Raw genomic sequence first — 25,314 nt, 5'->3', positions numbered from 1 at the left:
GGCAAAGATCGCAGAAATGTGCCGACGGGAGATGGGGGCGGGCAAGTTGCCGCGGCGTTTCGATGCGGCGGCTTCGCTGGCACGATCGGTTAGGCAGGCATCATGCTCGAAGATTGGCGGGCCGTACACGACGGCCCGGAATTCGGAGGTGGAGTTCCGGCGACGATGCAAATCGCTACGTCCGGTTCGAATCGTGCGCCGCAAGTATCATGACAATGGACGGCGCACTCCGCCGTCATCCGCGGTCTCGCGGGATGAAGTAACACCCGACTGGATGCCTCAATCCCAATGCCGGTGATGGTAATACCCGCCACCACCGTAATATCCGCCACCGTCAGGCACCACGATACAGCCGCTCAGCAACACGGCGACGCCGGCAATCAGCAAAAGGGTTTTTTTCATGGCACTCACCTGCTCGGGTTCGATATGAAACCCAGCATAGCGAGCGCTTCCAACACCGGCTGTAAGCGATCGTTTCCCTGTTGCGCAATCCGTAACGGCGGATTATTCCGGTCACAATGACCGTAACAAATAGCCAAACAGCAGACGTTTTCAGGTGGCGACGACCCGGTTTCGCCCCGTATCCTTCGCGCGATACAGCGCGGCGTCGGCGGCCTCGATCAATGCATCGGGCGTCGACAGATCGTCGGCCGACACGGTCGCGCAACCGACGCTGACGCTCACGCGCCCGGCCGGCGAGTCAGGCATCTCGAGGTCGAGCCGCAGCACGGCTTCGCGCGCTTCGTCGGCCACCACCCGCGCACCGCGCGCACCCGTGTTCGGCAACACGATCGCGAACTCCTCGCCACCGTAACGCGCGACGATATCCGATGGCCGACGCACCGCGCCGGCAAGCGCATTCGCAACCGCGATCAGGCACGCGTCGCCTTTCACGTGACCGAACGTGTCGTTGTAGGCCTTGAAGTGATCGACGTCGACCATCAGCAGCGACAGCGGTTCGCCTTGCCGCCGCGCCTGCAGGAACAGCGTGTGGAAATGGTCGTTGAAGTGGCTGCGGTTGAATGCACCGGTCAGCCCGTCGCGCGCGGAAGAACGGATCAGCGTCGCGTGCGCCTCGAACAGCTGCTGGTACAGCATCGTCACTTCCCACGCGAGCACGCACACGAGCACGCCGGGCGTGAACATGCTGAACACGCGCGCGACATACCAGCCGACCGTGAAGCGGTTCGTCGTCAGAAGGTTCAGCGTCGTGTCGGTGAGGCATGCGAGCACCGCGATCGCAAGCCACAGATCGAGCGTCGTGCGCAGCCGGCCCGTGGCGAGCACCGCGACGAGCGCGAGCGCATTGAGGATCCACACGACGAGCGCGATGCCGTTGACGGGCAGCACGGCCGCGTCGCCGGGCGGATGGAACGCGGGCGGCAGCGACACGTTCAGCGCGAGCGCGCACAGGAGCGCGGCCGCGACGGCCGGCCCGCCGACGAGCGCGACCGTCCAGCGGCGCGTCTCTTTCGCGCCGACCGGTGCGCGCGTCAACCGCTCGCGGGCGAACAGCGCGGCCATCACGAAGCACGGGAAGCCGGCATGCCAGAAGACCCACATCCACGCGGCGCTTTGCGGGCGCGCGCCGAGCAGGCCATGCGGCGCGAACACGCCGGGAAAGGTGAGCAACTGGAGCGCGACGGCGAGCGCGGTGAACGCATAGGCGCCGCTGAGCGCGCCGAGCACAGGCTGGCGCGTCACGGTGAACTGCGCGCCGAGGAAGAACGCGGCGATGCTCGCGGTGGTGAACACGGTGAGCGCACACATCGGCATGAACGGCTCGACGGCCGGGAGCGTGACGTTCGCGTGCGGCGCGGCGATCCCGAGCGCTAGCAGGATGACGAACGCCGTCAGCGCGCCGAACCAGAGCTGCCGTGGCGTCGTGTGCTGGATCAGGATGCCTTCCATGGAGTCCCCCGGACACGCGTGCTCAAACACCCGTTCTTGCGCCGGGCGGCACGCCTCCCGATCGCGGCGCGACCGGTGCGGCCCGATCCTATCGCGTTATTGGCATCCGCTCAAATGCCGAGCCCCGGGCCGAAGTTGCCGGCGACCCACTGCGTGACGGCATTGACGTCCGCGTAGTCCTGTTCGGGCAGGCCGTCGAGCATCGACAGCACCTCGTTGCTGGCGCCGGCGTCGCGTGCGGCGTCGACGATTGCATCCTTGTTCGCCGGGTAGCGGACGGCCGCCAGCACGTCGGCGATCTGCAGGTCGATCGTTTCGTGAGGGATATCGTGAGCAGGGGCAGCGGGCTTGTCGTTCACGTCGGCGTCTCGCGGGTTGGGCGGGAATCGGATCGAAGCGGAAAGGCGGCGCACCGCGCGTTATCCGGCCCGGGATGACTCGGCCGGCGCGGGATGCGGATCGATGATGAACCGGCTCAGTGACTGCGTCGCACGCGGCGCCACGGATGTTTCCAGTCGATATGCGGTGCGTTTTCGTCGCGCGGATGCTGGCGCCGGTGTTCCTGCCACAGTTCGTCGGAAAACAGCGCCGCGACGATGACGAGCGGCAGCACGAGAAATATTCCGAGTATGACTTGCTCGATCACGATAGCCTCCGTGCGGTGGCAGGAACCCTTGCTCCCATTCTAGGCTCTGAACCTCGCCCGCGTTCATTTTCTTACAGTGCGAAACGGGCCCGGATGCGGCCGCGCCGCGCGGGCGTTTCGCACGAGCGCCGGCATCAAAAAGGACATGAACATGCAACTCCAGAACGATACCAACACGCTCGCGCTGCGGCCGCTGGAGCGCCAGGACCTGCGCTTCGTCCACGAGCTGAACAATGACGCGAAGATCATGCGCTACTGGTTCGAGGAGCCGTACGAAACCTTCTCGGAACTGTCCCAGCTGTACGACCGCCACGTGCACGACCAGCGCGAACGCCGATTCGTCGCGGTCGATTCGCAAAACGAACTGGTCGGCCTCGTCGAGCTGATCGAACTCGACTACATCCACCGCCGCGGCGAGTTCCAGATCATCATCGCGCCGCAATGCCAGGGGCGCGGCTATGCGGGCCAGGCGACGCGCCTCGCGATCGAGTACGCATTCAAGGTGCTGAACATGCGCAAGCTGTACCTGATCGTCGACACGTCGAATGCGGCGGCGATTCACGTGTACGAGAAATGCGGATTCCAGCACGAGGCCGAATTGAAGGAAGAATTTTTCGGAAACGGCGCGTATCACAACGCTTATCGCATGTGTATTTTCCAGCGCGATTATTTCGAGCGTCAGCAATCCACTCCGAATAAGGCAGGGTAAACACGCTGGCGCAAGGCGCTTGCGGCGGGGCTTTCGCGGGCGTCGAATACATTCGGGGAACTACGGATAAATACGGATTCGCTTATACCTGGCATTTTTCTTGTATCAGGTATTTGCGATTCCGCGCTGCGGTAAAGTTGAATCGTTTCGAATGACTTTATGTGCGGTGCATCAAAATGATCCGGATGACGAAATGGATTATCCAAACCGTTCAATCGCCGCGATGTAACTTGGATGAAAGCCTTGCCGGATAACGCTTTCCGCCCGGCATGACGGGCCTGTCCGCCACGCAACAGGTTTTGCCTGCCGCGCGCGCCGCGCGAAAAACAGGCTGCGCACGGGGTGCGACAATCCGCCGCTATTGCGATCGCACAACAAATGTGCTTGCTATCGTTTACCGGTCTTCTAAAGTGAAAAACGCGGGTTCACGATCATCTTTAAACACATAGCTAACCCAAGCCTGGTGCCCGCAGCCTGGAGACAGAACATGATGAAGCGTACCGGTATCCTTTTTGCCCTCGTCGGCGCATTTTGCGCGGTGTCGATTGCTCAGGCCGGCGGCGATTCGGCCGTCAAGCCGACGCAGGAAATCCAGTTGACGAAGAATGCCTGGGGCTGCCTGTCGAAAGACAATCTGGATTCCGTACTGAGTCACGAGCGTGACGGCAAGTCGCAAGCGAAGCAGCAATACTTCGACGACTACCGCTGCCTGTCGGTGCCGGAAGGCCAGCGCTTCCGCGTGGTGTCGGTCGATCAGGGCGACGTGCAGTTCGTCAGCGCCGACAACAGCGACCAGCAAGGTCTCTGGACCGATTCGCGCTTCGTGAAACAGTAACCGATCGATCCCCGCGCAGTCGCACGACGCGCGAGCGCACCGGCCCGTTGTGCCGGCGGCGCGAACCGAACACGGCCCGGCTGATGTCGGGCCGTTGTGCTGTGGGGCGCGCATGACACGCGCCGGGCGGCGCGCATTCGGTATCATCACGGCCCGACCGAACCGAATGCCCGCCCGGGCCGACTCCGCATGGCGCTGAAATCCACGATCTACAAAGCCGAACTCCAAATCGCCGACATGGATCGGCATTACTACGCCGATCACGCGCTGACGGTAGCGCGCCATCCGTCGGAAACCGACGACCGGATGATGGTGCGTATCGTCGCGTTCGCGCTGTTCGCGCACGAGCGGCTCGAATTCTGCAAGGGGCTGTCGGACGTCGACGAGCCCGATCTGTGGCAGAAGGACCTGACGGGTGCGATCGACGTGTGGATCGAGGCCGGCCAGCCCGACGAACGGCGCATCTCGAAGGCGGCCGGCCGCGCCGGGCAGGTCACGGTGATCGCGTATGGCGGCAAGACGTCGGATATCTGGTGGCAGGGCGTGCGCAGCAAGGTCGAGCGGCTGCGCAACGTGCAGGTGCTGTCGCTCGCCGACGGCGTCGCGACCGCGCTCGGGCGGCTTGCGGAGCGCACGATGCGCCTGCAGTGCACGGTGCAGGATGGCGCGGCGTGGATCTCGAGCGCGGACCACGATCCGGTCGCGGTCGAATGGACGGTGTTGAAGGCGCGCGCGGACGCGTAACGGCCCGTGTGCCGGCCGCGTTCAGCCGATCGCGGCCGGCGGCCCCTTGAATTCGACCATGTTGCCTTCCGGGTCGAACAGGTAGATCGACGGCCCGTAGCCGCCGGCGCCGTAGCGTTCCGCCGGGGCGCCTGGGTTCGCGCCATGCGCGGCGAAATGGGCGATCAATGCGTCGGGATCGAACGGCTCGACGCGCAGGCACAGGTGATCGAGGTTGCGCCCGGTGCCGGGCGGCCCGCTGTCGGCGCGGTCGATCGGGCCGCCGACGGTCAGCAGGTCGATCAGCGCATCGCCGGCGCGCAGCTGCACGAGGCCCAGATCGGGCTGCTCCTTCTCCACATGGCAGCCGACGGCGTCGCAGTAAAAGCGCGTCATCGCCGCCATGTCGGTCACGCGCAGCACGATGTGATCGATTCCGCGGATGGTGGGCTTCATGAACGGATACTCCTTCGCTGTCGACGAGCATCGAGTGTAGACGCATCGCGCCTGCGCCGCCGGCCGGAACACGGCACAATCGACAGACGAAAAAAAGCCCGTTCACGCAGTGCGGAACGGGCTTAATCCATATCAGGAGGAGACATGGAGGAGACAGTTCCAACTATACACACGGCGATGGTGCGACGCAATATTCCGAATGCAAAAAAACGTCAGGACGGCGATTTGTCGCATCCGCACTGCAGCAAAAGGGTGACGGGGCGATGACGAAAACCGCGCCGGAGCAGGCACTTCGGACGTTTTGTCGGATTTATCGTCGATCGATGTGTCCCCGGTTCGCCGCCGCGAATCACAGAGCAAGATTCAGGGCGCGACGGCATGCGCCGATGTCTAGAGTAGGCACCATCTACACTAGAGAGTGCGAGGTTCAGATGAAAACCGCCTATCCGACCGACGATGCCCGCTGGGGCGCCGTGACCGAGCGCGATCCGCATGCGGACGGCGCGTTCTTCTATGCCGTGAGCACGACCGGCGTGTTCTGCCGTCCGACCTGCGCGTCGCGGCTGCCGCGTCGCGAGAATGTGTCCTTCTTCGCCGATCCGGCGGCCGCGCGTGCGGCCGGCTTCCGCCCCTGCAAGCGCTGCCAGCCGGAAGGGCTGCCGCGCGAGCTCGAGATCGTCAACCGCGCATGCGCGGTGCTCGACGCGCATGCCGAACGGCTCACGCTGCAGCAGCTGAGCGACGCCGTGCACGTGAGTCCGTTCCATCTGCAGCGGCTCTTCAAGCGCGTGGTCGGCGTGTCGCCGCGCCAGTACCAGGCCGCGCAGCGCGGCGCCGCGCTGCGGCAGGCGCTGCAAAGCGGGCAGCCGGTCACGCAGGCGGCCGTCGACGCCGGTTTCAACTCGCCGTCGCGGCTCTATGCATCGGTGCCGCGCGAGCTCGGGATGGCGCCGTCCGCGTTCCGTCGCCAGGGCGCGGGCCTCCGGATCGACTATGCGACCGCGTCGACGTCGCTCGGTACGGTGCTCGTCGCCGCAACCGAACAGGGCATCTGCCGGATCGCGTTCGGCGATGAACCGGCGGCGCTCGTCGGCGAGCTGAAGGACGCGTTCGCGCGGGCCGAGCTGGTCGAAGCGTCTGCGCGGCTCGCGCCGTTCATCACGCAGATTCGTGCGTATCTCGACGGCACGCGACACGCGTTCGACCTGCCGCTCGACATCGCGCCGACCGCGTTCCAGCAGCGTGTGTGGGAAGCGTTGACGCATATTCCGTACGGCGAAACACGCAGCTATTCGGAGATTGCCGAGGCGCTCGGTTCGCCGCGCGCGGTGCGGGCGGTCGCGTCCGCGTGTGCGTCGAATCCGGTCGCGCTTGCGATCCCGTGCCACCGTGTCGTGCAAAAGGGCGGCGCGCTCGCCGGATATCGCTGGGGCGTGCGCCGCAAGGCGACGCTGCTCGCGTCCGAGGCGCGTCATAGCCGCAACGATGAAGCCGAAGCCATGACGGAGGGCAGTGCGGTTTGAGCATCGATAAAGCAACGATCACGTCCATCGCGAACGGCGGCCAGGTGCCGCCGTTCGCGCAGATGGAGCTGCGCTACAAGGCGCCGTACGACTGGGCGCGCGTGCTGCGCTTCTTCAGCGGGCGCGCGATTCCGGGCGTCGAGCAGGTCGCGGACGGCGTGTATCGCCGCATCGTCGACCTGCACGGCGATGCCGGCCGGCTCACCGTCACGAAACATCCGCGCAAGCATTGCCTGATCGCGACCGTCGAAGGGGCCATTGCACGCCATGTCGACGATGCGTTCGCCGCGCGCGTCGCGACGATGTTCGACCTCGGCGCCGATCCGGCCGCGATCGGCGGCGGGCTCGCGCGCGATCCGTGGTTCGCGCCGCTCGTCGAGGCCGCGCCGGGGTTGCGCGTGCCCGGCGCGTGGTCGGGGTTCGAGCTGGCCGTGCGTGCGATCGTCGGCCAGCAGGTGAGCGTGAAGGCCGCGACGACGATCGTCGGCCGGCTCGTCGAACGGGCCGGCGAGCGGGTGATTCATGAAGACGACGGCGCCCCGGTGTGGCGTTTCCCGACTCCCGACGCGCTGGCCGCGTGCGATCTCGACAAGATCGGGATGCCCGGCAAGCGGGTGGCGGCGCTGACGGGCGTGGCGCGCGCGGTGGCGGCCGGCGACGTGCCGGTCGATCGCGCGCATGCCGATCTCGCGACGCTGCGCAACGCGTGGCTCGATCTGCCGGGCATCGGCCCGTGGACCGTCGAATACATCGCGATGCGCGCATGGCGTGACCCGGACGCGTGGCCGGCCTCCGATCTCGTGCTGATGCAGTCGATCGCCGCGCGCGATCCGGCGCTCGACCGGCTCACCAGCCAGAAGCGCCGCACCGAAGGCTGGCGGCCGTGGCGTGCGTATGCGGCGCTTCATTTGTGGAACGAAGTGGCCGACCGGGCGGGCGGCGCGCGCGGCGGATAATCGCGGCGACATGCGGCCGGGTGCGACCGGCTGCGACCAGACCGGTTCGCGATGCAACGCGTTGCGCAGGCCGTGCATACCTCCCCAGGGCCGTCCGCCAGATGCGGGCCATCGCGGCAACCCCTCGAATCCGGCGCCTGCCGGACGCCGCGCGTGCGATGCGGCCGCACGCGCCGTTTCCCCGGTCGGTTCGGCGGCGCGGTTGCACCTTCCGCCACCCGTTCCCGCTTCACGTTCCGTCCGACGAATTCGCAGGATCGACTCGCCCGCCGGCGCCGTCTGGAACCGGTCACACCTGTCGCGAGCGCCGCGACCGGCCCGTCCGGCGGCCCGCTCCGGCCCGCGCACCCTGCCCGGAGCCACCTCAAGCGCGTGTTTCGGCGAGATGTTAAAGTGCCCGCTACCAACGAAGCGACCAACAATCCAGCCGGCCGCGCGCGGCGTTCTGCGCGCGGCCGTCACGCACTTGCGTCTCCATGTCGAACACCATGACTCACCGCCAGTCCGAACTGCTGCTGAATCGCCTCGAAGCACTGAGCTCGGGCCCGACGCGGCAGCATCTGCCCGACGGCCTGCGCGGCATCGAAAAGGAAAGCCTGCGCGTGACGCGCGACGGGATGATCGCGTTCACGCCGCATCCGCGCGCGCTTGGTTCGGCGCTCACGCATCCGGCGCTGACGACCGACTATTCCGAAGCGCTGATCGAGCTGATCACGCCCGCTGAAGGCGACGCCGCGATCACGCTCGAACGCCTCGACGATCTGCATCGCTACGTCTATGCGTCGCTCGGCGACGAGATGCTGTGGAACGATTCGATGCCGGGCCTGCTGCCGGCCGACGACCAGATTCCGATCGCCGACTACGGCTCGTCGAACATCGGCCGCCTGAAGACGGTGTACCGGCGCGGCCTCGCGTATCGCTACGGCCGCACGATGCAGTGCATCGCGGGCATCCACTACAACTACTCGCTGCATGAAGAAGTGTGGCGGCGCCTGCATGCGGACGAAGGCTCGACGGCCACGCTCGTCGATTACCAGTCGGAACGCTATCTCGCGCAGATCCGCAACTTCCGCCGCCGCAGCTGGCTGCTGATGTACCTGTTCGGCGCATCGCCCGCGCTCGACACGAAGTTCCTGCGCGGCAAGCCGCACAAGCTCGACACGTTCGACGCCGATACGCTGTACCTGCCGTATGCGACGAGCCTGCGGATGAGCGATCTCGGCTACTCGAACACGACGGCCCAGGCCGCGCTGCACGTCGACTACAACACGCTGCCCGGCTACCTCGACGCGCTGTCGAAGGCCGTGAGCGAACCGTATCCGGCGTACGAGGCAATCGGCACGCATCGCGACGGCGAGTGGATCCAGATCAACACGAACGTGCTGCAGATCGAGAACGAGTTCTACTCGACGATCCGGCCGAAGCGCGTCACGTATTCGGGCGAGCGGCCGCTGCATGCGCTCGCGTCGCGTGGCGTGCAGTACATCGAGGTACGTTGTCTCGACATCGATCCGTTCGAGCCGACCGGCATCGCGCTGGAAACCGCGCGCTTCATCGACGCATTCCTGCTCGCGTGTGCGCTGGACGAGAGCGCGCCGCTCGACTGCGATGCGTACAAGGAAGCGAATGCGAACTTCGGCAGCGTGACGATGGAAGGCCGCAAGCCGGGGCTCACGCTCACGCGCGACGGCCAGTCGGTCACGATGCAGGCGTGGGCGGACGAGCTGATGGCCGACATCGAAACCATCGGCCGCCGTCTCGACGAAATCCGCGGCGGCGACGAGCATGCGCGCGCGATTGCCGCGCAGCGCGAGAAGCTTGCCGATCCGGAGCGTACGCCATCCGCGCGCGTGCTGCGCACGATGCGCGACAACGGGCAGTCGTTCCTCGCGTTCGCACTGGCACAGAGCGAAGCGCATGCCGCGCATTTCCGCGCCCATCCGCCGTCGGCGGACACGCTGCGCACCGAGCAGGCGCTCGCCGCGAAGTCGCTGGCCGAGCAGGCCGAGCTCGAAGCGAAGGAGGCCGGATCGTTCGACGCGTTCGTCGCGGCCTATCGCGCGTATACGCTGAACCGCTTCAGCGTGTGACGATCGCGCACGCGGCCGGCGCTGGTGCGCCGCGCCGCGGTGCGATCCATCCGGTTCCTTCAGTCATCGAATCAGTGATGCGCGTACGTGCCGCGATCGATCGCGTGCGGCAGCGCCGGCTTGCCTGATTCCACGTTCGCCCGGCCGTCGCTGCCGTAACCGGCATTGTCGCCGCGCGCCTGCGCGGCACGCTGCATGATCGCCTGCATGTTCTCCGGAAAGTCGGGACTGCTTGCGAGGCTCGTCCGGTAGCCGGCGGCCTGCAACTCCACGAGTTCCTGGCGGACCTGCGCGCGCGTCACCGTCGATGCCGTCTGCGCATGGGCGGCGAAGGCCGCGCCGACGAGCAGGACGGCGCATGCCGCGTGTTTCATCGTCTTCATCGTGTGTGCTCCGAGAGGTTCCGGTGCCGCGCCGCGTCTGGCTCGGGCGGAATCGATGCAGCCAGTCTAGGCTTCGGATGCCAAACGAAACACCCTCGTTGCCGTCAGTCACCTTTGTCGCGCGCGCAACATTGTGCGGGCGACGGCACGGCCGGGCTTCCTGTCGAGCGCGTCAGCCGCTCGCCATCCGCCTGCCATCGTGCGGCGGATGGCCGGTATCGGGTCGTCACGCATCGGGCTTGTCCCCCCTTGTACAAGCGCCGCGCGCCTCCTAACCTCTTTTAAGCGACCGATCGGTTGGCCGTGCAACGTCGTTGCGTACGCAAGCGCCTGATCGTGGCCGTGACGGCAGGACATCGCCTTGTACCGAACCCGGGGCATCGACATGCCAACCCGGGGCGGCCGCGCAAGGCATGGGACCTGAGTACGCGCCGAAGCACAAACCCGGGTCGACCGCACAAGGCATGGGACCCGAGTACGCGCCGAAGCGCCAACCCGGGTCGACCGCACAAGGCATGGGACCCGAGTAAGCGCCGAAGCGCCAACTCGGGTCGACATCTGGAGACACGATGAACCCTACCGACGCCCTACCGCCAGGCATCGTCTTCGCGCAGCCGTTGACGCCCGTCGCCAACTCGCTGCTCCTGTCGTTCCTCGTCGCCGCGATCCCGATTGCCGTCGCGCTGATCGCGCTCGGCGTGCTGCGCCGCCCCGCGTGGCAGGCGTCGCTCGCCGGGCTCGTCGCCGGCCTCGCGGTCGCGATCGGCGCATGGGGCATGCCGGCCGGGCTCGCGTTCAATGCGGTCGGCGCCGGCATGGCGCTCGCGGTCGTGCCGGTGATGTGGATCGTCTTCAACGCGCTGCTGCTGTACAACATCGCGGTGAAGTCGGGCCGCTTCGACCAGTTCCGGCAGTGGATGCTCGACAACCTGCCCGACGACCGCCGCCTCGTGCTGCTCGTCGTCGCGTTCTCGTTCGGGTGCCTGCTCGAAGGGATCTCGGGATTCGGCACGCCGGTCGCGATCACGAGCGCACTGCTGATCGCGCTCGGCTTCCCCGCGCTCGAAGCGCTCACCTATACGCTGCTGTTCAACACCGCGCCGGTCGCGTTCGGCGCGCTCGGCGTGCCGATCACCGTGCTCGGCGCGGTCACGTCGCTGCCGCCCGCGACGCTCGCGCAGATGGTCGGCCGCCAGTTGCCGTTCTTCGCGTTGCTGCTGCCGTTCTACGTGGTCGGCGCGTATGGCGGGCTGCGTTCGATCAGGCAGCTGTGGCCGGCGCTGCTCGTGTCGGGCGCCAGCTTCGCGATCGCGCAGTTCGTCACGTCGAACTTCCTCGGCTATCAGCTCACCGACGTGCTGTCGTCGCTCACGTCGCTGATCGTGACGATCGGCTTCCTGCAGGTGTGGAGGCCGCAGCCCGATCCGCAATACGCGCTCGCGCGCAGCGTGCCGGCGACGGCCGGCGCGGCGCGCGCGGGCTTCGGCGGCTGGCTGCCGTGGCTCGTCGTGTCGGTGGTCGTGATCGTGTGGGTGCACGCGAACGTCGCGATGATCGGCGACGTGAAGATCAAGTGGCCGGGCCTGCACAACGCGGTGTTCGTGTCGCTGTATCACAAGCCGTATGCGGCGATCTGGGACTTCCAGCCGCTCGGCACGGGCACCGCGATCCTGCTGTCGGCGATCATCACGGCCGCGCTGACGCGCACCGGCGCCGGCGCGTTCCTCGAATGCGTGGTGAAGACGTGGCGGCAGACGTGGATCGCGATCGTCACGGTGATGATGATCGTCGGGCTCGCGTACCTGCTGAACTACTCGGGGATCAGCTACACGCTCGGCACCGGCGTCGCGTCGACGGGCGCGCTGTTCCCGCTGGTATCCGCGTCGCTCGGCTGGATCGCCGTGTTCCTGTCCGGCAGCGACACGTCGGGCAACGCGTTGTTCGGCAACCTGCAGGTCGTGGCCGCGCGGCAGCTCGGCCTCGATCCGGTACTGATGGCCGCGACCAACTCGTCGGGCGGCGTGATGGGCAAGATGATCTCGCCGCAGAACATCGCGACGGGTGTGTCGACGACGGACCTGAAAGGGCAGGAAGGTGTCGTGTTTGCGCGCACCTTCTGGCACAGCGTGATCCTCACGCTGCTGCTCGGCGTGCTGGTGTTCCTGCAGCAGCACGTGCTGACGTGGATGATTCCGGCACTGCCGAAATGATGTGAGCGCAACGACAGAAGGAAGGCACGAGGAAAAAGCGAGGGAAGGCGCGGGAAAAGCGCCGATCAAGTGCGGAACCGGCGAACGCGCGGCAGTTCAGCGCGCGTTCGCCCGCCGCGCGGTTGGTCCTGCGTCGGCGGTCCCGGCCGCTTCGGCGCCGTCCGGCAGGATGCACGCAAGGAACGCGTCGATCGCGGGGCTCTGGCGGCGCGCCTTCAGGTAGTACACGTATTCGTCGATCGTCGTCTCGACGCCGCGCAGCGCGATCACACGCAGATACGGATGGCGCTCGGCCTCGCCGAGCGGAAACAGGCTGCCGCCCACGCCGTGCAGGATCGCCTCGCGGATCGCTTCGCGGCTGCCGATCTCGGCAACCGACACGGCCGCGACACCGGCCGCCGCGAGGATCGTCTCCGTGCAGCGGCGCGTGACCGACCCTTCCTCGCGAATCAGCAGCCGCACGTCGGCGAGTTGCGCCGGATCGATCGCGTCGAACCGCGCGAGCGGATGGTTGCGGTGCACGACGAGCACGAGCGGATCGGTCGAGATTACCTTGCGTTCGAGGCCGTCGGCGTCGTTGCGCTGCGACGAGACGGTAAGGTCGATGCGGAATTCCTGCAGCGCCTGCAGGATTTCCTCGGAGTTGCCGATCCGGCACGTGAGCGCGATCGACGGATGCGCGTTCGAGAAACGGCCGACCGCATCCATGATGTAGTACGGGCCCGTCGCGCCGATCCGCAGGTGGCCTTCGAACAGGCCGCCGACGTTGCGCAGCATGATGTCGGCCTGCGCCTCGAGCGCGATCATCTTCTCGATGAGCGGCAGCAGCTCGATGCCCGTTTCGGTGACCTCGAGCTTGCGGCCGCTGCGGTAGAACAGCTCGACGCCGTACACCTGCTCGACCTGCCGGATCTGCGCGGCGATCGTCGGCTGGCTCACGCCCAGATGGCGCGCGGCGCGCGTGATGCTGCCCTGCCGGACGGTCGCGTGGAACGCCTTCAGCTGATCGAACACGACTCGGCTTCTCCCCCCTTCTTCGTCGCGCGTCAGCGTAGCGCACGCGTGTGTCGGCCGCATGAAAGGCGCGTCGTGCGTCGCTTCGAAAAATTCTTGTGGGTAACCCAAAGAAACCTGCGGTAACCGGTCACGGCCGGGACATGCCGGTGCGGGGTAATAGCGGGTAACACACCGACCGCCGGCCCCGCTCGACCGGCACCTCACTCCTACCGACAACAGGGTTCCCTTCATGTCCTCGAACAATCGACGCGATTTCCTGCGCCTCGCCGCGCAGTCGGCCGGCGCGATGGCCGCTTACGCGGGCTTCCCGCCCGCGATCCGCAACGCGCTGGCGATGCCGGCCGCCTATCGCACGGGCACGATCCGCGACGTGGAACACGTCGTGATCTTCATGCAGGAAAACCGTTCGTTCGACCATTACTTCGGCGGGCTGCGCGGCGTGCGCGGCTTCAACGACCCGCGTCCGCACCTGCTGCCGAGCGGCGCGCCGGTGTGGCAACAGCCGCCGGCATCGGTGTTCACGAAGAACTACCATTCGCGCGGCCTCGATCCGTCGGCGCCGTACGTGCTGCCGTTCTACCTCGATCCCAAGCAGACGACCGAATTCCAGCCGGGCACCAACCACGGCTGGAGCAGCGGCCACCTGTCCTGGAACAACGGCCAGTGGGACCAGTGGGTGAACCAGAAGCAGGACGTGCTGACGATGGGCTACCTGAAGCGCCAGGATCTCACGTACCACTACGCACTCGCCGACGCGTTCACGATCTGCGATTCGTACTTCTGCTCCGCGCACGCCGACACCGCGCCGAACCGCATCTACCTGTGGACCGGCACGGTCGACCCGCGCAACATCTACGGCAGCCCGCCGAACGGCCCGGGCATCGGCGAGCGCGACGACGTGAACGGCTACACGTGGACGACCTATGCCGAGCGTCTCGAAAACGCGAAGGTCAGCTGGAAGGTGTACCAGGGCGGCACGGGCATCCCGGGCGACCCGACCGACAACTACACCGACAACTCGCTGATGTTCTTCAAGAAGTTCCAGGTGAAGGAAGGCGCGAGCGGCCCGCTGGTCGACAAGGGCGCGTCGGACCACACGCTCGCCGAGCTGAAGGCCGACGTGCAGGCGAACCGGCTGCCGCAGGTGTCGTGGATCGTGTCGCCGTACAAGTACAGCGAGCACCCGCAGGCATCGCCGACCGATGGCGCGTTCTACATCAACATGGTGCTCGAGGCGCTGACGTCGAACCCGGAGGTGTGGGCGAAGACGGTGTTCATCCTGAACTACGACGAGAACGACGGGCTGTTCGACCACGTCGTGCCGCCGGTGCCGCCGGTCACGAGCGGCGTGGGCGGCCAGGGCATCGTGTCGTCGAACCTGCTGTCGAACCTCGGCGACGAGCTGCTCGACCTGAACAAGTACCCGGGCGAAATGAGCCCGCTCGTGCCGGGCGCCGACCCGGGCGGCATCCAGCCGATCGGCCTCGGGCCGCGCGTGCCGCTGATCATCATCTCGCCGTGGACGAAGGGCGGCTGGGTCTGCTCGGAAACGTTCGACCATACGTCGGTGCTGCGTTTCCTCGAAGCGCGCTTCGGCGTGAAGGAGCCGAACATCAGCGCATGGCGCCGGTCGATCTGCGGCGACCTCACGTCGGCGTTCGACTTCTCCGCGCGCCCCGATACGCGCACGGTGAGCTTCACGGTGCCGCAGCACATCGCGACGGCCGGCCAGGCATACCAGGTGCCCGCACAGCAGTCGATGCCGGCGCAGGAGCCCGGCACGCGTCCGGCACGCGCGCTGCCGTACGAGCTGTTCGTGCACGCCCACGTGCATGGCCGCGACGACAGCGTATCGCTCGACTTCGCGAACTCCGGTGACGCAGGCGCCGCGTTCTACGTGTACGACCGCCGCAATCCGGCGACGCCGCCGCGCCGTTACGCGGTGTCCGCGCACGACCGCTTCGCCGACACGTGGAGCACGTCGGCCGCGCGCGGCGAGTACCATCTCGCCGCCTACGGCCCGAACGGCTATCTGTGCGAGTTCCAGGGCAACACGCGCCTCGCCGCGGACGGCCGTCACGCGAACCCGGAAGCGAAGATCGGCTACGACGTGCGCAACCGCCACGTGTACCTGCAGCTGCGCAACAGCGGGCGCGCGACGTGCCGCGTGACGGTCGACAACGCATACAGCCATGCGCATGCGCGTACCTACACGCTGGAGCCGGGCGAGCGCGTCGAGGATCACTTCGAGCTGTCGTCGAGCCACGGCTGGTACGATCTGACGATTACCGCGACGACGCTGCGCGGCGGCGACGACAAGGTCGTGCGCCGCTTCGCGGGCCACGTCGAGACGGGCCGGCCGAGCCAGAGCGACCCGGGGCCGGTCAAGCACACGGCCTGACGGCCGCACGTCGCGCGGGGCGGGGCAGGTTCGCCCGCCGCGCGCCCGCCGCCTGCCGGGGGGCATCCCGGCAGGCGGAATTGGTTTTTGGAAACTGAAAACTGTTGACAATGTGTCGGGCCGAGGGTATATAAGGATCATTCGCCGATAGGGCGCCCTCGTTTTCTACCGCAGCTCCGCTGCCTGTCCGACCATGACTTCCCCGAACGCGCTCAGCGCCATCGAACTCCTGCAAAGCCAGTCGCTCGCGATGATCGTCCAGGACATGCTCGAGCGCGCGATCGTCTCCGGTGAATACGCACCCGGCGAGAAGCTCAACGAAGTTGAAATCGCGACCAGGCTGAACGTGTCGCGCGGCCCCGTGCGCGAAGCGTTCCGCGCGCTGGAGCAGGCCGGCCTGCTGCGCAACGAGAAGAACCGCGGCGTGACCGTGCGCGTCGTGCCGCTGCGCGAAGCCGAGGAGATCTACGAAGTGCGCGCGATGCTCGACGAGTCGGTTGCCCGCGCGCTCGCGAAGCGCATCTCGCCCGACACGCTGAAGGTGCTGAAGGGCATCATCCAGTCGATGAAGGACGCCGCGAAGACGCACGATGTCACGCGCTATACCGAGCTGAACGTGCAGTTCCACGACGCGATGGTCGTCGGCGTCGGCAATACGCATCTCACCGACACCTACCGCCGGCTGGTGCGCCAGCTCGGCCTGCTGCGCCAGGCCGCGATCGAGGCCGAGGAAGATGCGATCGCGGTGTCCGCGGCCGAGCACGACAAGATCGTGCAGGCGCTCGCGGGCGGCGACGAGGAGAAGGCCGTCGCGCTGGTGCGCGAGCACGTCGCGCACGGCCTCGCGCGCATGCGCCGCACGCACGAGCAGGGGCTGCCCGCGACGGGCAAGGCGGCGCGCGAGAAAACCGCGCGCGCGTAATGCGGCGGCGCGGCAGCCGCGCAACAGCAAAGGGACGCTTCGCCGCGTCCCTTTTTCGTTGCGTCGCCGGATCAGCGCATCGTCACGCCTTGTCGGCTTTCCCGGCCGCGCTCGCAAACTTCGCGAGCCAGCTATCGACAACCGACGGCTGCCGGCTCTCGTCTTCCGCACGCTCCTTGCGGCGGATCGCATTGCGCACGACATGCGCGCCGACATAGCGGATCGGCTCCGGCGGGAAATGGCCGAGCGGGCCGCGCACGATCGGGCTGCGCGTCCACGCGTTGTCGAGGCCGAGCACGAGCGACGACAGGATCTGCCCGCCCATGTAGGTCGGCCCGACGCCGTTGCCCGAATAGCCGAAGCCGTAGAACACGTTCGGCGCGTCGTCGAGGCGGCCGAAGAACGGGAAGCCCGTGACCGAGCGATCCGACGGGCCGTTCCAGCTCGCGGTGACCGGCACGTCCGCGAGCGACGGAAAGAACTCGCGCAGGCTTTGCGTGAGCTGCGCCTCGTACGGCGAACGCTGGTCGAACACCGGTGCGATGCGGCTGCGCCACGAGAACGTGTTGCCGCCTTTGCCGAGCATCAGCCGCCCGTCGGCGGTGGTGCGGTAGTAGTAGACGAAGATCCGCGAATCGAGCACCGACACGCCGTCGACGAGCCCGGTCTGCTCAAGCAACTCGGGGCATTTCTCGGTGATGACCATGTCGCTCGACACGACCGCGATCGTGCGCTCGAACTGCGGAAAGCGGCTCGCCATCCACGCGTTGATCGCGAACACGAGCTTGCCCGCCGTCACGCTGCCGGACGGCGTGCGCACGACGGCCGGCTGCCCGGGCGTGAAGTCGAGCATCGGCGTGCGCTCGTAGATGCGGATGCCCATCGCGAGCGCGACGCGGCGCAGCCCGCGCACGAGCTTGCCGGGATGCACGGTCGCGGCGATCGGCGAGTAGACGCCGTCGAGATTGCGCGCGGAGCCCGAGCGGCGCGCGACTTCGGCGGCCGGCAGCGGCTCGTAGCTGTGGATGCCGCACGCGGCGAGCGCGTCGAGCACCGGCGCGAGCGTGCCGACCTGCGCGCGCGACGTCGCCGTGTACAGCGTGCCGTCGAGCCGCAGTTCGGCGTCGATGTCGTGCGCGCGGCAGAAATCGGCGATGTGCTGCACGGCCGCTTCGGATGCCTTCACGAGCCGGATCGCCTCGGCTTCGCCGAACAGGCGCCGCAGCGTCAGGAATTTCGCGGACCACGTGAGCAGGCAGCCGCCGTTGCGGCCGCTCGCGCCGGCGCCGCACAGGTCGGCTTCGACGATCGCGATGTCGAGCGCCGGGTTCTGCTGCTTCGCCTGGATCGCGGTCCAGAGCCCGGTGAAGCCGCCGCCGACGATGCAGACGTCGGCCTGCGTTGCGCCCTGCAGCGCGGGGGCGAGATCGCCGTCGTTGAACAGTGCTTGTTCGATCCAGAAGGGTCGCATCGGATGGTTCTTCAATAAGGGTCGGGGCCGTGCACGTACGCGGCCGGAAAACCTGGCCGCCGCGTGGCGGCATGCGGCGGAGTCGGCCGCGTGCGCACGGGCACGCGGCCGGGGCATTGCATCACGTCGCGTCAGGCCGCCGCTTCGGCCGATACGCGGCGCACGCCCATCGCGCGCAGCGTGTCGGCGATCGCGGCGACGGCGCCCGGGATGCCGGCTTCGCCGAAGTGGCCGATGCAGCCGACCCGGAACGTCTCGACTTCGGTCAGCTTGCCCGGATACAGAATGTAGCCGCGCTTTTTGACCTCCTGATAAAACCGCTTGAAGTCGTAGTTCGGATCGTCCGGTGCATGGAACGTGACGATGATCGGCGCCTGGATCGCCGGATCGAGGAACGGCCGGAAGCCGAGCGCGAGCATCCCGTCGATCAGCGCGCGATAGTTGCGCTGGTAGCGGCCACCGCGCGCGGCGAGCCCGCCTTCGTCGACGTATTGCGCGACGGCTGCGTCGAGCGCCGCGACCACGTGCGTCGGCGGCGTGAAGCGCCACTGCGTCGTGCGCTGCATGTAGGCCCACTGGTCGTACAGGTCCATCGCGAGCGAATGGCTGTTGCCTTCGCTGCGTTCGAGCGTACTGCGCTTTGCGATCACGAAGCCGAGCCCCGGCACGCCTTCGAGGCATTTGCCGGACGCCGCGATCACCGCATCGAACGGCGTCGTGCGCGCGTCGATGTCGATCGCGCCGAACGAGCTCATCGCATCGACGATCAATGCGCGGCCGTGCTTCGCGACCACCTGCGCGATCTCGTGCAGCGGGTTCAGCACGCCGGCGCCCGTTTCGCAGTGCACGAGCGCGACGTGCGTGATGGTCGCGTCGGCGGCGAGCGCGCGCTCGACGTCGGCCGGATCGACGCGGCGATCCTCGCGGTAGTCGATCGTCGTCAGCTTGCGGCCGAGCACGCGGCAGATCTTCGCGATGCGCTGGCAGTACGCGCCGTTGTTCGGCACGAGCACGTGGCCGTCGCGCGGCACGAGCGTGCCGAGGGCCGCTTCGACCGAGAACGTGCCGCTGCCTTGCAGCGGTACGCATTCGTGCGTGCCTTCGCCATGTACGATCTGCAGCAGGCGTTCGCGCAGCCGCGCGGTGATCGCGTTGAAGTCGCTGTCCCACGACCCCCAGTCGCGCAGCATCGCGTCGCGCGTGGTGTCGGAGGTCGTCAGGGGGCCGGGAGTGAGCAGGATGGGCTGGGCGGCGAGCGTCATGGTGTCTCCTTGGTGAAGTCGGGACGTCACGTGAATGCGGCAGGGAATCAACGGCGATGCGGGTTGCGCCACGCCTGCGTACGACGCAGCAGACGGTGCGAGATGCAGGCGAACAGCACGCACGCGAACGACGAGGTCGCGAGCACGAGCGTGGCCATCGCGGCGGCCGGGCCCATCTGGCCCGCGTCGTCGAGGTTCAGGATCGCGACCGATGCGGGTTGCGTGTCCGGCGAGTAGAGGAACGCGACGGCCGAGACCGTCGTCATCCCGTTGACGAACAGGTAGCGCGCGATCAGCAGGATCGCGGGCAGGCACACGGGCACCGTCACGCGCAGGAAGGTCTTGTAGAACGGCACTTTCAGCGATGCCGATACGGCCTCGAACTCGCTGTCGATCTGCCGGAGCGCGGTGACGGCGGTCAGGTGGCTCGATGCGTAGTAGTGGACGACCGTGACGATCGCGAGCAGCCACAGCGACCCGTACAGCCCGTTCAGCGGATTGCCGGGCGCGTTGAACAGGAAGATGTAGCTGATGCCGAGCACGAGCCCCGGCACGCCCATCGGCAGGATCGCGCACAGCGCGATGAAGCCGCGCAGCCAGCGCGCGCCGCGCGTCTTCTCGATGAGATAGGCGCCGCCGAACACGACGATCGTGCCGCCGAGCGCCACCGTCGCGGCCATCCGCAGGCTGTTCTTGTACGCGTCGAAGATGCCGGCGCCGATCAGCCCCATCTTGTAGTGCTGCAGCCCGAGGCTCATCTGGTAAGGCCAGAACTTCACGAACGACGCGAACACCGAGATGCCGACCACCGCGATGAAGAACGCGCACACGAGCGCGCAGTACGCGAGCATCGCGGCGTCGAAGCCGCGCGACGGCTTCGGCTGGTACGGCGTCGAGCGCGCGCCGAGCTGCGACTGCTGGCGGCGGCGGATGAAGAAGTCGACGCCGAACGCAACCAGTGCCGGACACAGCAGCATCAGGCTCACGACCGCGCTGCGGTTGAAGTCCTGCAGCCCGATGATCAGCTTGTAGATGTCGGTCGACAGCACGTTGTACGAGCCGCCGATCACGACCGGCACGCCGAAATCGTTGATGCACATCGTGAACGCGACCATCGTCGCGCTGATCAGCCCGTACTTCGCGCCCGGCAGCGTGATCGTGAAGAACTTGCGGATGCGGCGCGTGCCCATCGCGTCGGCGGCCTCGTAGAGCCGGCCGTCCGCGAGCGACAGCGCGGTGACGAGGATCATCAGCACGTGCGGGAACGACGCGTACACCATGCTCAGCACGATGCCCGGCAGCCCGTAGATCGAATGGCCGTGCAGCAGCGGCTTCAGCAGCCCCGCGTTGCCGAACCAGTAGATGAACGACACGGCCGACAGCAGCGTCGGCGCGAGCAGCGGCAGCAGCGCGACGGTGCGTGCGGCGTTCTTGAACGGCATGCACGAGCGCGTCAGCGCATACGCGAACGTGAACGCCATCGGCACGACGATCGCCGTGACGAGCGCGCCGACCGTCAGCGAATGCAGCATCGAGCGCAGCACGCCGCTGTCCTCGAGATAGTCGACGAAGTTGTGCGCGCCGACGAAGCGCCCATCCGCGTCGACGAAGCATTTCTGCACGACGAGCGCGAGCGGCAGCAGCAGGAACAGCGACATCAGCGCGGCCATCGCGACGAGCGCGAGCTGCGCGAGCCGGTCGTGCCAGTGCGTGATCTGCCGCACGTCGGCGGGGGCGGAGGCGCCGCGGCGGCGCTCGGTCAGGACGGTGCTCATTGCAGTCGCTCCTTCGCGCACGGGAACACGCGGACATGCTCGCGATCGAGCGCGAGGTCGATGCGCGCGCCGGCCTGCACGCCGGTACGGTCGACGTCGTGATACGACAGGTCGGCGACGATTTCCTGGCCGTCGAGCCCGTCGATGCGGAAGCTCACGCGGCAGAACGCACCGAGGAATTCGAGCTTCTCGACGCGGCCCGCGAGCACGTTGTCGGCCGTTTCACCCGGCACGCGGATGCGCAGGTCTTCCGGCCGCACGTAGACCGATACCGCCGCGCCTTGCGCGGGGCGGGCCGTGCCGTGGCGGCAGTCGAGGCCGACCGCGCCCGCGCGCAGCGTGCCGTCCTGCGCGACTTCGGCGGGAATCGTGTTGACGCGGCCGATGAAGTCCGCGACGAACGGCGACGCCGGCTGCCGGTAGATTTCGAGCGGCGTACCGATCTGCTCGATCACGCCGTGGTTCATCACGACGATGTGATCGGCCATCGACAACGCTTCTTCCTGGTCGTGCGTGACCATGATCGTCGTCACGCCGAGCCGCTGCTGCAGCGCACGGATCTCCTGGCGCAGCCGCACGCGCACGCGCGCGTCGAGCGCCGACAGCGGCTCGTCGAGCAGCAGCAGGCCGGGGGAAGTCGCGAGCGCACGCGCCAGCGCGATGCGCTGCTGCTGGCCGCCGGAAAGCTGGCCCGGGTGCTTGCGATGGCTGTCGGGCAGGCCGACCAGCGCGAGCAGCGTGTGCACGCGCTCGTGGATCGCGTCGCGCTTCATCTTCCGGTTCACGAGCCCGTACGCGACGTTGTCGTACACGGTGAGGTTCGGGAACAGCGCATACGACTGGAACACGATGCCGTAGTCGCGCAGTTGCGGCGGCAGCCGCGAGATGTCGCGGCCGTCCTGCATGATGTGGCCGGCGTTCTGCGTTTCGAGCCCCGCGATGATCCGCAGCAGCGTGGTTTTCCCGCAGCCGGACGGCCCCAGGAAGCAGATCATCTCGCCCTTCATCACGCTCAGGTTGATGTCGGTGAGGACCTGCGTGTCGTTGTACCGCTTCTCGATGCGTTCTACGCTCAGATAAGGTGCCATGCGCGCCTCCATGCTGGGGCGGCCCGGGGGCCGGATTCGACGAGGGGAAGGGTGACGCGGGGCGGCGCGCTGCGCGGCCCCGCTGCCGGTCGCGGCGTCATTGCCGCGTCATTGCTGCGCCTTCGCCCCGTAGCGCTTCTGCCACGTATCGAGGATCGACTGGCGGTTCTTCGCCGACCACACGAAGTCGTTCTTCACGAGCAGGTCCGAGTAGTTGTCGGGAATGCCGGCCAGCTTTCGTGCGACGCCCGGATACGCGACGATCGCCCACCAGCGCGCGGTGATCTCGTTCGCGTCCTTGCTCGCCATGAAGTCGGCGAGCTTCTTCGCCGCATCGGGCTGCTTCGTCGTCTTCATGATTGCCGTGCCTTCCATGTCCCAGCCGAGCCCTTCCTTCGGGAACACGAGATCGATCGGCGCACCCTGCGACTGCAGCTCGTGGCCGCGGAACTCGAACGAGATGCCGATCGGGAATTCGCCGGTGCCGGCGAGCGTGCAGGGCTTCGAGCCCGAGTGCACGTACTGCGCGACGTTCTTGTCGAGCGCGTCCATGAATTTCCAGCCTTTGTCGTCGCCGAAGGTCTGCAGCCACGCGGTCACGTCGAGGTAGCCGGTGCCCGACGACACGGGGCTCGGCATCACGATCGCGCCTTTATAGACGGGCTTCGTCAGGTCTTCCCACGAGGTCGGTTTCGGGATGTTCTTCGCCTGCGCGGCGACGCGGTTGTAGCAGATCGTCGCGCCCCACACGTCCATGCCGACCCAGTGCGGCGGCGTGTTCGCGTCGCTGTACTTGCGCGTGAGCTGGTCGAAGCCCTTCGGCGTGTACGGCATCAGCATGCCTTGCAGGTCGAGCAGCGTGAGGCTCGACGCGGCGAGGCCGAGCACGACGTCCGCGCGCGGGTTGTTCTTCTCGGCGAGCAGCTTCGCGGTGACCGAGCCGGTCGAGTCGCGCACCCAGCGGATCTCGATATCGGGGTTCGCTTTCTCGAACGCGTCCTTGTAGGGCTTCATCGCCTCGTCTTCCAGCGCGGTGTAGACGAGCAGCGACGTCTTCGCGTGCGCCGCCTGCGCGGCGCCGAGCGCGACCGCCGCGGCCAGCGCGAAACGGGCCGTGCCCGCCGCCCATGCATTCAAACGCTTGTTTACCGGCACTTCGTTCATCTTCAGACCCCTTGACTGTGGCGCCGCGGCACACGGCGGATGAGTGGAGACCAGCCCTCTTGCTGCTACGTTGTTTTGCTTTCTGTTCTCTGCATGTTGTTGACAATCTACAAATCATCAATTTTAATGTCAAGCATGGAAAACACCTCCCTTCGGCGCGACGCGGGCGCCGACGGCTCTACCCTTCGAACTGAAAGGAATGAACGTCATGATTGAAACGCCTGTATCCGTGGAAGTGAACGGCCGCCGCTACAACTGGATGAGCCGGCCCGTGGTGGTCGTCTGTGTCGATGGCTGCGCATACGAATATCTGGAAGAAGCGGCCGAGGCCGGCGTGGCGCCGTTCCTGCGCACGCTGCTGAAGCCGGGCACGGCGCTCAAGGGCGAGTGCGTGGTGCCGAGCTTCACGAACCCGAACAACCTGTCGATCGTGACCGGCGTGCCGCCGGCGGTGCATGGCATAAGCGGCAACTACTTCTACGATCGCGACACCGGCGCCGAAGTGCTGATGAACGATCCGAAGTACCTGGTCGCGCCGACCGTGCTCGCGACCTTCGCGGAGCAAGGTGCGAAGGTCGCGGTCGTCACCGCGAAGGACAAGCTGCGCCGCCTGCTCGGCAAGGGGCTGAAGGGCATCTGCTTCTCGTCGGAAAAGGCCGACGAGGCGAGCGTCGAGGAAAACGGCATCGACAACGTGCTCGAGCTGGTCGGCAAGCCGGTGCCGAGCGTGTACAGCGCGGACCTGTCGGAATTCGTGTTCGCGGCCGGCGTGCGCCTGCTCGAGACGCGCCCGATCGACCTGATGTACCTGTCGACCACCGACTACGTGCAGCACAAGTGCGCGCCCGGCACGGAAGGCGCAAATGCGTTCTACGCGATGATGGACAAGTACCTGCAGCGTCTCGATGAACTCGGCGCGATCGTCGCGATCACGGCCGACCACGGGATGAACGCGAAGCACGACGACGAAACCGGCGAACCGAACGTGATCTACCTGCAGGAGCTGTTCGACGAGTGGCTCGGCCACGACGCGGCGCGCGTGATCCTGCCGATCACCGATCCGTACGTCGTGCACCACGGCGCGCTTGGTTCGTTCGCGACCGTCTACGTGCCGGCGACGGCCGATGTCGATGCGTTGCGTGCGCGGCTCGCCGCGGTCGACGGCATCGAAGTCGTGCTGACGGGCGCGGAAGGTTGCGCGCGTTTCGAGCTGCCGCCCGCGCGGATGGGCGACCTGATCGTGATCTCGAAGCAGGACGTCGTGCTCGGCACGCGCCGCATCAAGCACGACCTGTCGGGCCTCGACGTGCCGCTGCGCTCGCACGGCGGCATCTCCGAGCAGATCGTGCCGCTGATCTTCAGCAAGCCGGTCGCGACCGACGTCACGGGCCGCGCGCGGCTGCGCAACTTCGACATCATCGACATCGCGCTCAACCATCTGCAGTGATGCGTACGCATCCGCAAGGGGACACACTCATGAACGCCATTGCAGCATCGACGGACGTCCGCGAGATTCGTCGCGAAGCACTGCGAATCGACGGCGAACGGATTCATCGGGACGCGGTGATCGACGTACGCAACCCGTACGACGGTTCGCTGGTCGGCACCGTGCCGAAGGCGACGCTGGACGACGTGCGCCGCGCGTTCGCGGTCGCGCGTGCCTACCGGCCGACGCTCACGCGCCACGATCGCGCGGCGATCCTGCGCCGCGCGGCCGACATCGTGCGCTCGCGCACGGCGGAGATCGCGGCGCTGATCACGGCCGAGGCCGG

The 25,314-nt window shown here is 67.1% G+C and carries 23 protein-coding genes; 11 read left to right on the top strand and 12 right to left on the bottom strand.

The annotated features are described in order from the left end of the window. Positions 1-279: 279 nt before the first annotated feature. The 4 genes from HWX87_RS38275 to HWX87_RS34640 form a co-directional block, all read right to left on the bottom strand. The gene (locus HWX87_RS38275; protein WP_021157980.1) at positions 280-402 is read right to left on the bottom strand and encodes a hypothetical protein; all 123 of its coding nucleotides are present in this window, start codon (positions 400-402) and stop codon (positions 280-282) included. A gap of 150 nt (positions 403-552) precedes the next feature. Then, the gene (locus tag HWX87_RS34650) at positions 553-1,911 is read right to left on the bottom strand and encodes a sensor domain-containing diguanylate cyclase (RefSeq protein ID WP_176051371.1); all 1,359 of its coding nucleotides are present in this window, start codon (positions 1,909-1,911) and stop codon (positions 553-555) included. A 110-nt stretch (positions 1,912-2,021) separates the two neighbouring features. Continuing rightward, the gene (locus HWX87_RS34645) at positions 2,022-2,270 is read right to left on the bottom strand and encodes a DUF2795 domain-containing protein (protein ID WP_059232870.1); all 249 of its coding nucleotides are present in this window, start codon (positions 2,268-2,270) and stop codon (positions 2,022-2,024) included. 116 nt (positions 2,271-2,386) lie between these two features. Next, on the bottom strand, positions 2,387-2,557 hold the full coding sequence (locus HWX87_RS34640) for a hypothetical protein (RefSeq protein WP_176051370.1): 171 nt from the start codon (positions 2,555-2,557) through the stop codon (positions 2,387-2,389). A gap of 151 nt (positions 2,558-2,708) precedes the next feature. Here HWX87_RS34640 and speG point away from each other — a divergent pair, with 151 nt between their 5' ends. The 3 genes from speG to HWX87_RS34625 all read left to right on the top strand — a co-directional run bounded on the left by speG (position 2,709) and on the right by HWX87_RS34625 (position 4,845). Beyond that, positions 2,709-3,266 carry a spermidine N1-acetyltransferase gene (speG, locus tag HWX87_RS34635; RefSeq protein WP_176051369.1) on the top strand — a complete coding sequence of 186 codons (558 nt, stop codon included), beginning with the start codon at positions 2,709-2,711 and terminating at the stop codon, positions 3,264-3,266. Between the two features lie 487 nt (positions 3,267-3,753). Then, the gene (locus HWX87_RS34630) at positions 3,754-4,101 is read left to right on the top strand and encodes a hypothetical protein (protein ID WP_027788811.1); all 348 of its coding nucleotides are present in this window, start codon (positions 3,754-3,756) and stop codon (positions 4,099-4,101) included. A gap of 189 nt (positions 4,102-4,290) precedes the next feature. Beyond that, a complete protein-coding gene (locus tag HWX87_RS34625) occupies positions 4,291-4,845 on the top strand; it encodes a YaeQ family protein (RefSeq protein ID WP_124455812.1) in 555 nt (184 codons plus the stop codon). A 21-nt stretch (positions 4,846-4,866) separates the two neighbouring features. Here HWX87_RS34625 and HWX87_RS34620 read toward each other — a convergent pair whose 3' ends face one another. Continuing rightward, positions 4,867-5,280, bottom strand: a complete 414-nt coding sequence (locus tag HWX87_RS34620) for a VOC family protein (RefSeq protein ID WP_176051368.1) — start codon at positions 5,278-5,280, stop codon at positions 4,867-4,869. A gap of 431 nt (positions 5,281-5,711) precedes the next feature. On the opposite strand from HWX87_RS34620, the gene ada reads away from it, so the two are divergent. The 3 genes from ada (at position 5,712) to gshA (ending at position 9,849) form a co-directional block, all read left to right on the top strand. Continuing rightward, a complete protein-coding gene (ada, locus tag HWX87_RS34615; protein WP_176051367.1) occupies positions 5,712-6,803 on the top strand; it encodes a bifunctional DNA-binding transcriptional regulator/O6-methylguanine-DNA methyltransferase Ada in 1,092 nt (363 codons plus the stop codon). Beyond that, complete coding sequence (locus HWX87_RS34610) at positions 6,800-7,759, top strand: AlkA N-terminal domain-containing protein (protein WP_176051366.1); 960 nt, start codon at positions 6,800-6,802, stop codon at positions 7,757-7,759. Before ada ends, HWX87_RS34610 begins: the two co-directional genes overlap by 4 nt. A 476-nt stretch (positions 7,760-8,235) precedes the next feature. Then, entirely contained in the window at positions 8,236-9,849 is a 1,614-nt protein-coding gene (gshA, locus tag HWX87_RS34605; RefSeq protein WP_176051365.1) for a glutamate--cysteine ligase, read from the top strand. 71 nt (positions 9,850-9,920) lie between these two features. On the opposite strand, the gene HWX87_RS34600 is transcribed toward gshA, so the two are convergent. After that, positions 9,921-10,232 carry a DUF4148 domain-containing protein gene (locus HWX87_RS34600; RefSeq protein WP_176051364.1) on the bottom strand — a complete coding sequence of 104 codons (312 nt, stop codon included), beginning with the start codon at positions 10,230-10,232 and terminating at the stop codon, positions 9,921-9,923. A 569-nt stretch (positions 10,233-10,801) separates the two neighbouring features. Here HWX87_RS34600 and HWX87_RS34595 point away from each other — a divergent pair. Continuing rightward, positions 10,802-12,442: an L-lactate permease gene (locus HWX87_RS34595; RefSeq protein WP_176051363.1), complete on the top strand. Its 1,641-nt coding sequence runs from the start codon at positions 10,802-10,804 to the stop codon at positions 12,440-12,442. A gap of 96 nt (positions 12,443-12,538) precedes the next feature. Here HWX87_RS34595 and HWX87_RS34590 read toward each other — a convergent pair whose 3' ends face one another. Then, entirely contained in the window at positions 12,539-13,456 is a 918-nt protein-coding gene (locus tag HWX87_RS34590) for a LysR family transcriptional regulator (RefSeq protein ID WP_176051362.1), read from the bottom strand. A gap of 232 nt (positions 13,457-13,688) precedes the next feature. Between HWX87_RS34590 and HWX87_RS34585 the strand changes: the two genes are divergently transcribed. Then, the gene (locus HWX87_RS34585) at positions 13,689-15,860 is read left to right on the top strand and encodes a phospholipase C, phosphocholine-specific (protein ID WP_176051361.1); all 2,172 of its coding nucleotides are present in this window, start codon (positions 13,689-13,691) and stop codon (positions 15,858-15,860) included. A 193-nt stretch (positions 15,861-16,053) separates the two neighbouring features. Further along, positions 16,054-16,782: a phosphonate utilization associated transcriptional regulator gene (locus HWX87_RS34580; RefSeq protein ID WP_176051360.1), complete on the top strand. Its 729-nt coding sequence runs from the start codon at positions 16,054-16,056 to the stop codon at positions 16,780-16,782. Positions 16,783-16,864: 82 nt separating this feature from the next. Here the strand turns inward: HWX87_RS34580 and HWX87_RS34575 are convergent, their stop codons facing one another. The 5 genes from HWX87_RS34575 to HWX87_RS34555 all read right to left on the bottom strand — a co-directional run bounded on the left by HWX87_RS34575 (position 16,865) and on the right by HWX87_RS34555 (position 23,542). Then, on the bottom strand, positions 16,865-18,253 hold the full coding sequence (locus HWX87_RS34575) for an FAD-dependent oxidoreductase (RefSeq protein ID WP_176051359.1): 1,389 nt from the start codon (positions 18,251-18,253) through the stop codon (positions 16,865-16,867). A 131-nt stretch (positions 18,254-18,384) separates the two neighbouring features. After that, complete coding sequence (locus tag HWX87_RS34570) at positions 18,385-19,515, bottom strand: 2-aminoethylphosphonate--pyruvate transaminase (RefSeq protein ID WP_176051358.1); 1,131 nt, start codon at positions 19,513-19,515, stop codon at positions 18,385-18,387. 47 nt (positions 19,516-19,562) lie between these two features. Beyond that, entirely contained in the window at positions 19,563-21,290 is a 1,728-nt protein-coding gene (locus tag HWX87_RS34565; protein WP_176051357.1) for a putative 2-aminoethylphosphonate ABC transporter permease subunit, read from the bottom strand. After that, on the bottom strand, positions 21,287-22,378 hold the full coding sequence (locus tag HWX87_RS34560; protein WP_176051356.1) for a putative 2-aminoethylphosphonate ABC transporter ATP-binding protein: 1,092 nt from the start codon (positions 22,376-22,378) through the stop codon (positions 21,287-21,289). The genes HWX87_RS34565 and HWX87_RS34560 overlap by 4 nt, the downstream gene beginning before the upstream one ends. 108 nt (positions 22,379-22,486) lie before the next feature. Continuing rightward, positions 22,487-23,542 carry a putative 2-aminoethylphosphonate ABC transporter substrate-binding protein gene (locus HWX87_RS34555; RefSeq protein ID WP_176051355.1) on the bottom strand — a complete coding sequence of 352 codons (1,056 nt, stop codon included), beginning with the start codon at positions 23,540-23,542 and terminating at the stop codon, positions 22,487-22,489. Positions 23,543-23,750: 208 nt separating this feature from the next. On the opposite strand from HWX87_RS34555, the gene phnA reads away from it, so the two are divergent. Then, positions 23,751-24,989: a phosphonoacetate hydrolase gene (gene phnA, locus HWX87_RS34550; protein WP_176051354.1), complete on the top strand. Its 1,239-nt coding sequence runs from the start codon at positions 23,751-23,753 to the stop codon at positions 24,987-24,989. A gap of 29 nt (positions 24,990-25,018) precedes the next feature. Next, positions 25,019-25,314: aldehyde dehydrogenase family protein (locus tag HWX87_RS34545; protein WP_176051353.1), on the top strand; the 296-nt coding region annotated here is incomplete at its 3' end.

Source organism: Burkholderia sp. BCC1644 (assembly GCF_902833225.1).
In the GTDB taxonomy this organism is placed as follows: domain Bacteria; phylum Pseudomonadota; class Gammaproteobacteria; order Burkholderiales; family Burkholderiaceae; genus Burkholderia.
Note: the sequence above shows the minus strand (reverse complement) of the source record. Positions and strands in the feature narration are given on the sequence as shown.

Excerpts from the sequence above, each read along its gene's own strand:
- HWX87_RS38275 (WP_021157980.1), bottom strand. The coding sequence starts at position 402 with ATGAAAAAAACCCTTTTGCTGATTGCCGGCGTCGCCGTGTTGCTGAGC.
- HWX87_RS34650 (WP_176051371.1), bottom strand. The coding sequence starts at position 1,911 with ATGGAAGGCATCCTGATCCAGCACACGACGCCACGGCAGCTCTGGTTC.
- speG (WP_176051369.1), top strand. The coding sequence starts at position 2,709 with ATGCAACTCCAGAACGATACCAACACGCTCGCGCTGCGGCCGCTGGAG.
- HWX87_RS34630 (WP_027788811.1), top strand. The coding sequence starts at position 3,754 with ATGATGAAGCGTACCGGTATCCTTTTTGCCCTCGTCGGCGCATTTTGC.
- HWX87_RS34625 (WP_124455812.1), top strand. The coding sequence starts at position 4,291 with ATGGCGCTGAAATCCACGATCTACAAAGCCGAACTCCAAATCGCCGAC.
- HWX87_RS34620 (WP_176051368.1), bottom strand. The coding sequence starts at position 5,280 with ATGAAGCCCACCATCCGCGGAATCGATCACATCGTGCTGCGCGTGACC.
- ada (WP_176051367.1), top strand. The coding sequence starts at position 5,712 with ATGAAAACCGCCTATCCGACCGACGATGCCCGCTGGGGCGCCGTGACC.
- gshA (WP_176051365.1), top strand. The coding sequence starts at position 8,236 with ATGTCGAACACCATGACTCACCGCCAGTCCGAACTGCTGCTGAATCGC.
- HWX87_RS34600 (WP_176051364.1), bottom strand. The coding sequence starts at position 10,232 with ATGAAGACGATGAAACACGCGGCATGCGCCGTCCTGCTCGTCGGCGCG.
- HWX87_RS34595 (WP_176051363.1), top strand. The coding sequence starts at position 10,802 with ATGAACCCTACCGACGCCCTACCGCCAGGCATCGTCTTCGCGCAGCCG.
- HWX87_RS34585 (WP_176051361.1), top strand. The coding sequence starts at position 13,689 with ATGTCCTCGAACAATCGACGCGATTTCCTGCGCCTCGCCGCGCAGTCG.
- HWX87_RS34580 (WP_176051360.1), top strand. The coding sequence starts at position 16,054 with ATGACTTCCCCGAACGCGCTCAGCGCCATCGAACTCCTGCAAAGCCAG.
- HWX87_RS34575 (WP_176051359.1), bottom strand. The coding sequence starts at position 18,253 with ATGCGACCCTTCTGGATCGAACAAGCACTGTTCAACGACGGCGATCTC.
- HWX87_RS34570 (WP_176051358.1), bottom strand. The coding sequence starts at position 19,515 with ATGACGCTCGCCGCCCAGCCCATCCTGCTCACTCCCGGCCCCCTGACG.
- HWX87_RS34565 (WP_176051357.1), bottom strand. The coding sequence starts at position 21,290 with ATGAGCACCGTCCTGACCGAGCGCCGCCGCGGCGCCTCCGCCCCCGCC.
- HWX87_RS34560 (WP_176051356.1), bottom strand. The coding sequence starts at position 22,378 with ATGGCACCTTATCTGAGCGTAGAACGCATCGAGAAGCGGTACAACGAC.
- HWX87_RS34555 (WP_176051355.1), bottom strand. The coding sequence starts at position 23,542 with ATGAACGAAGTGCCGGTAAACAAGCGTTTGAATGCATGGGCGGCGGGC.
- phnA (WP_176051354.1), top strand. The coding sequence starts at position 23,751 with ATGATTGAAACGCCTGTATCCGTGGAAGTGAACGGCCGCCGCTACAAC.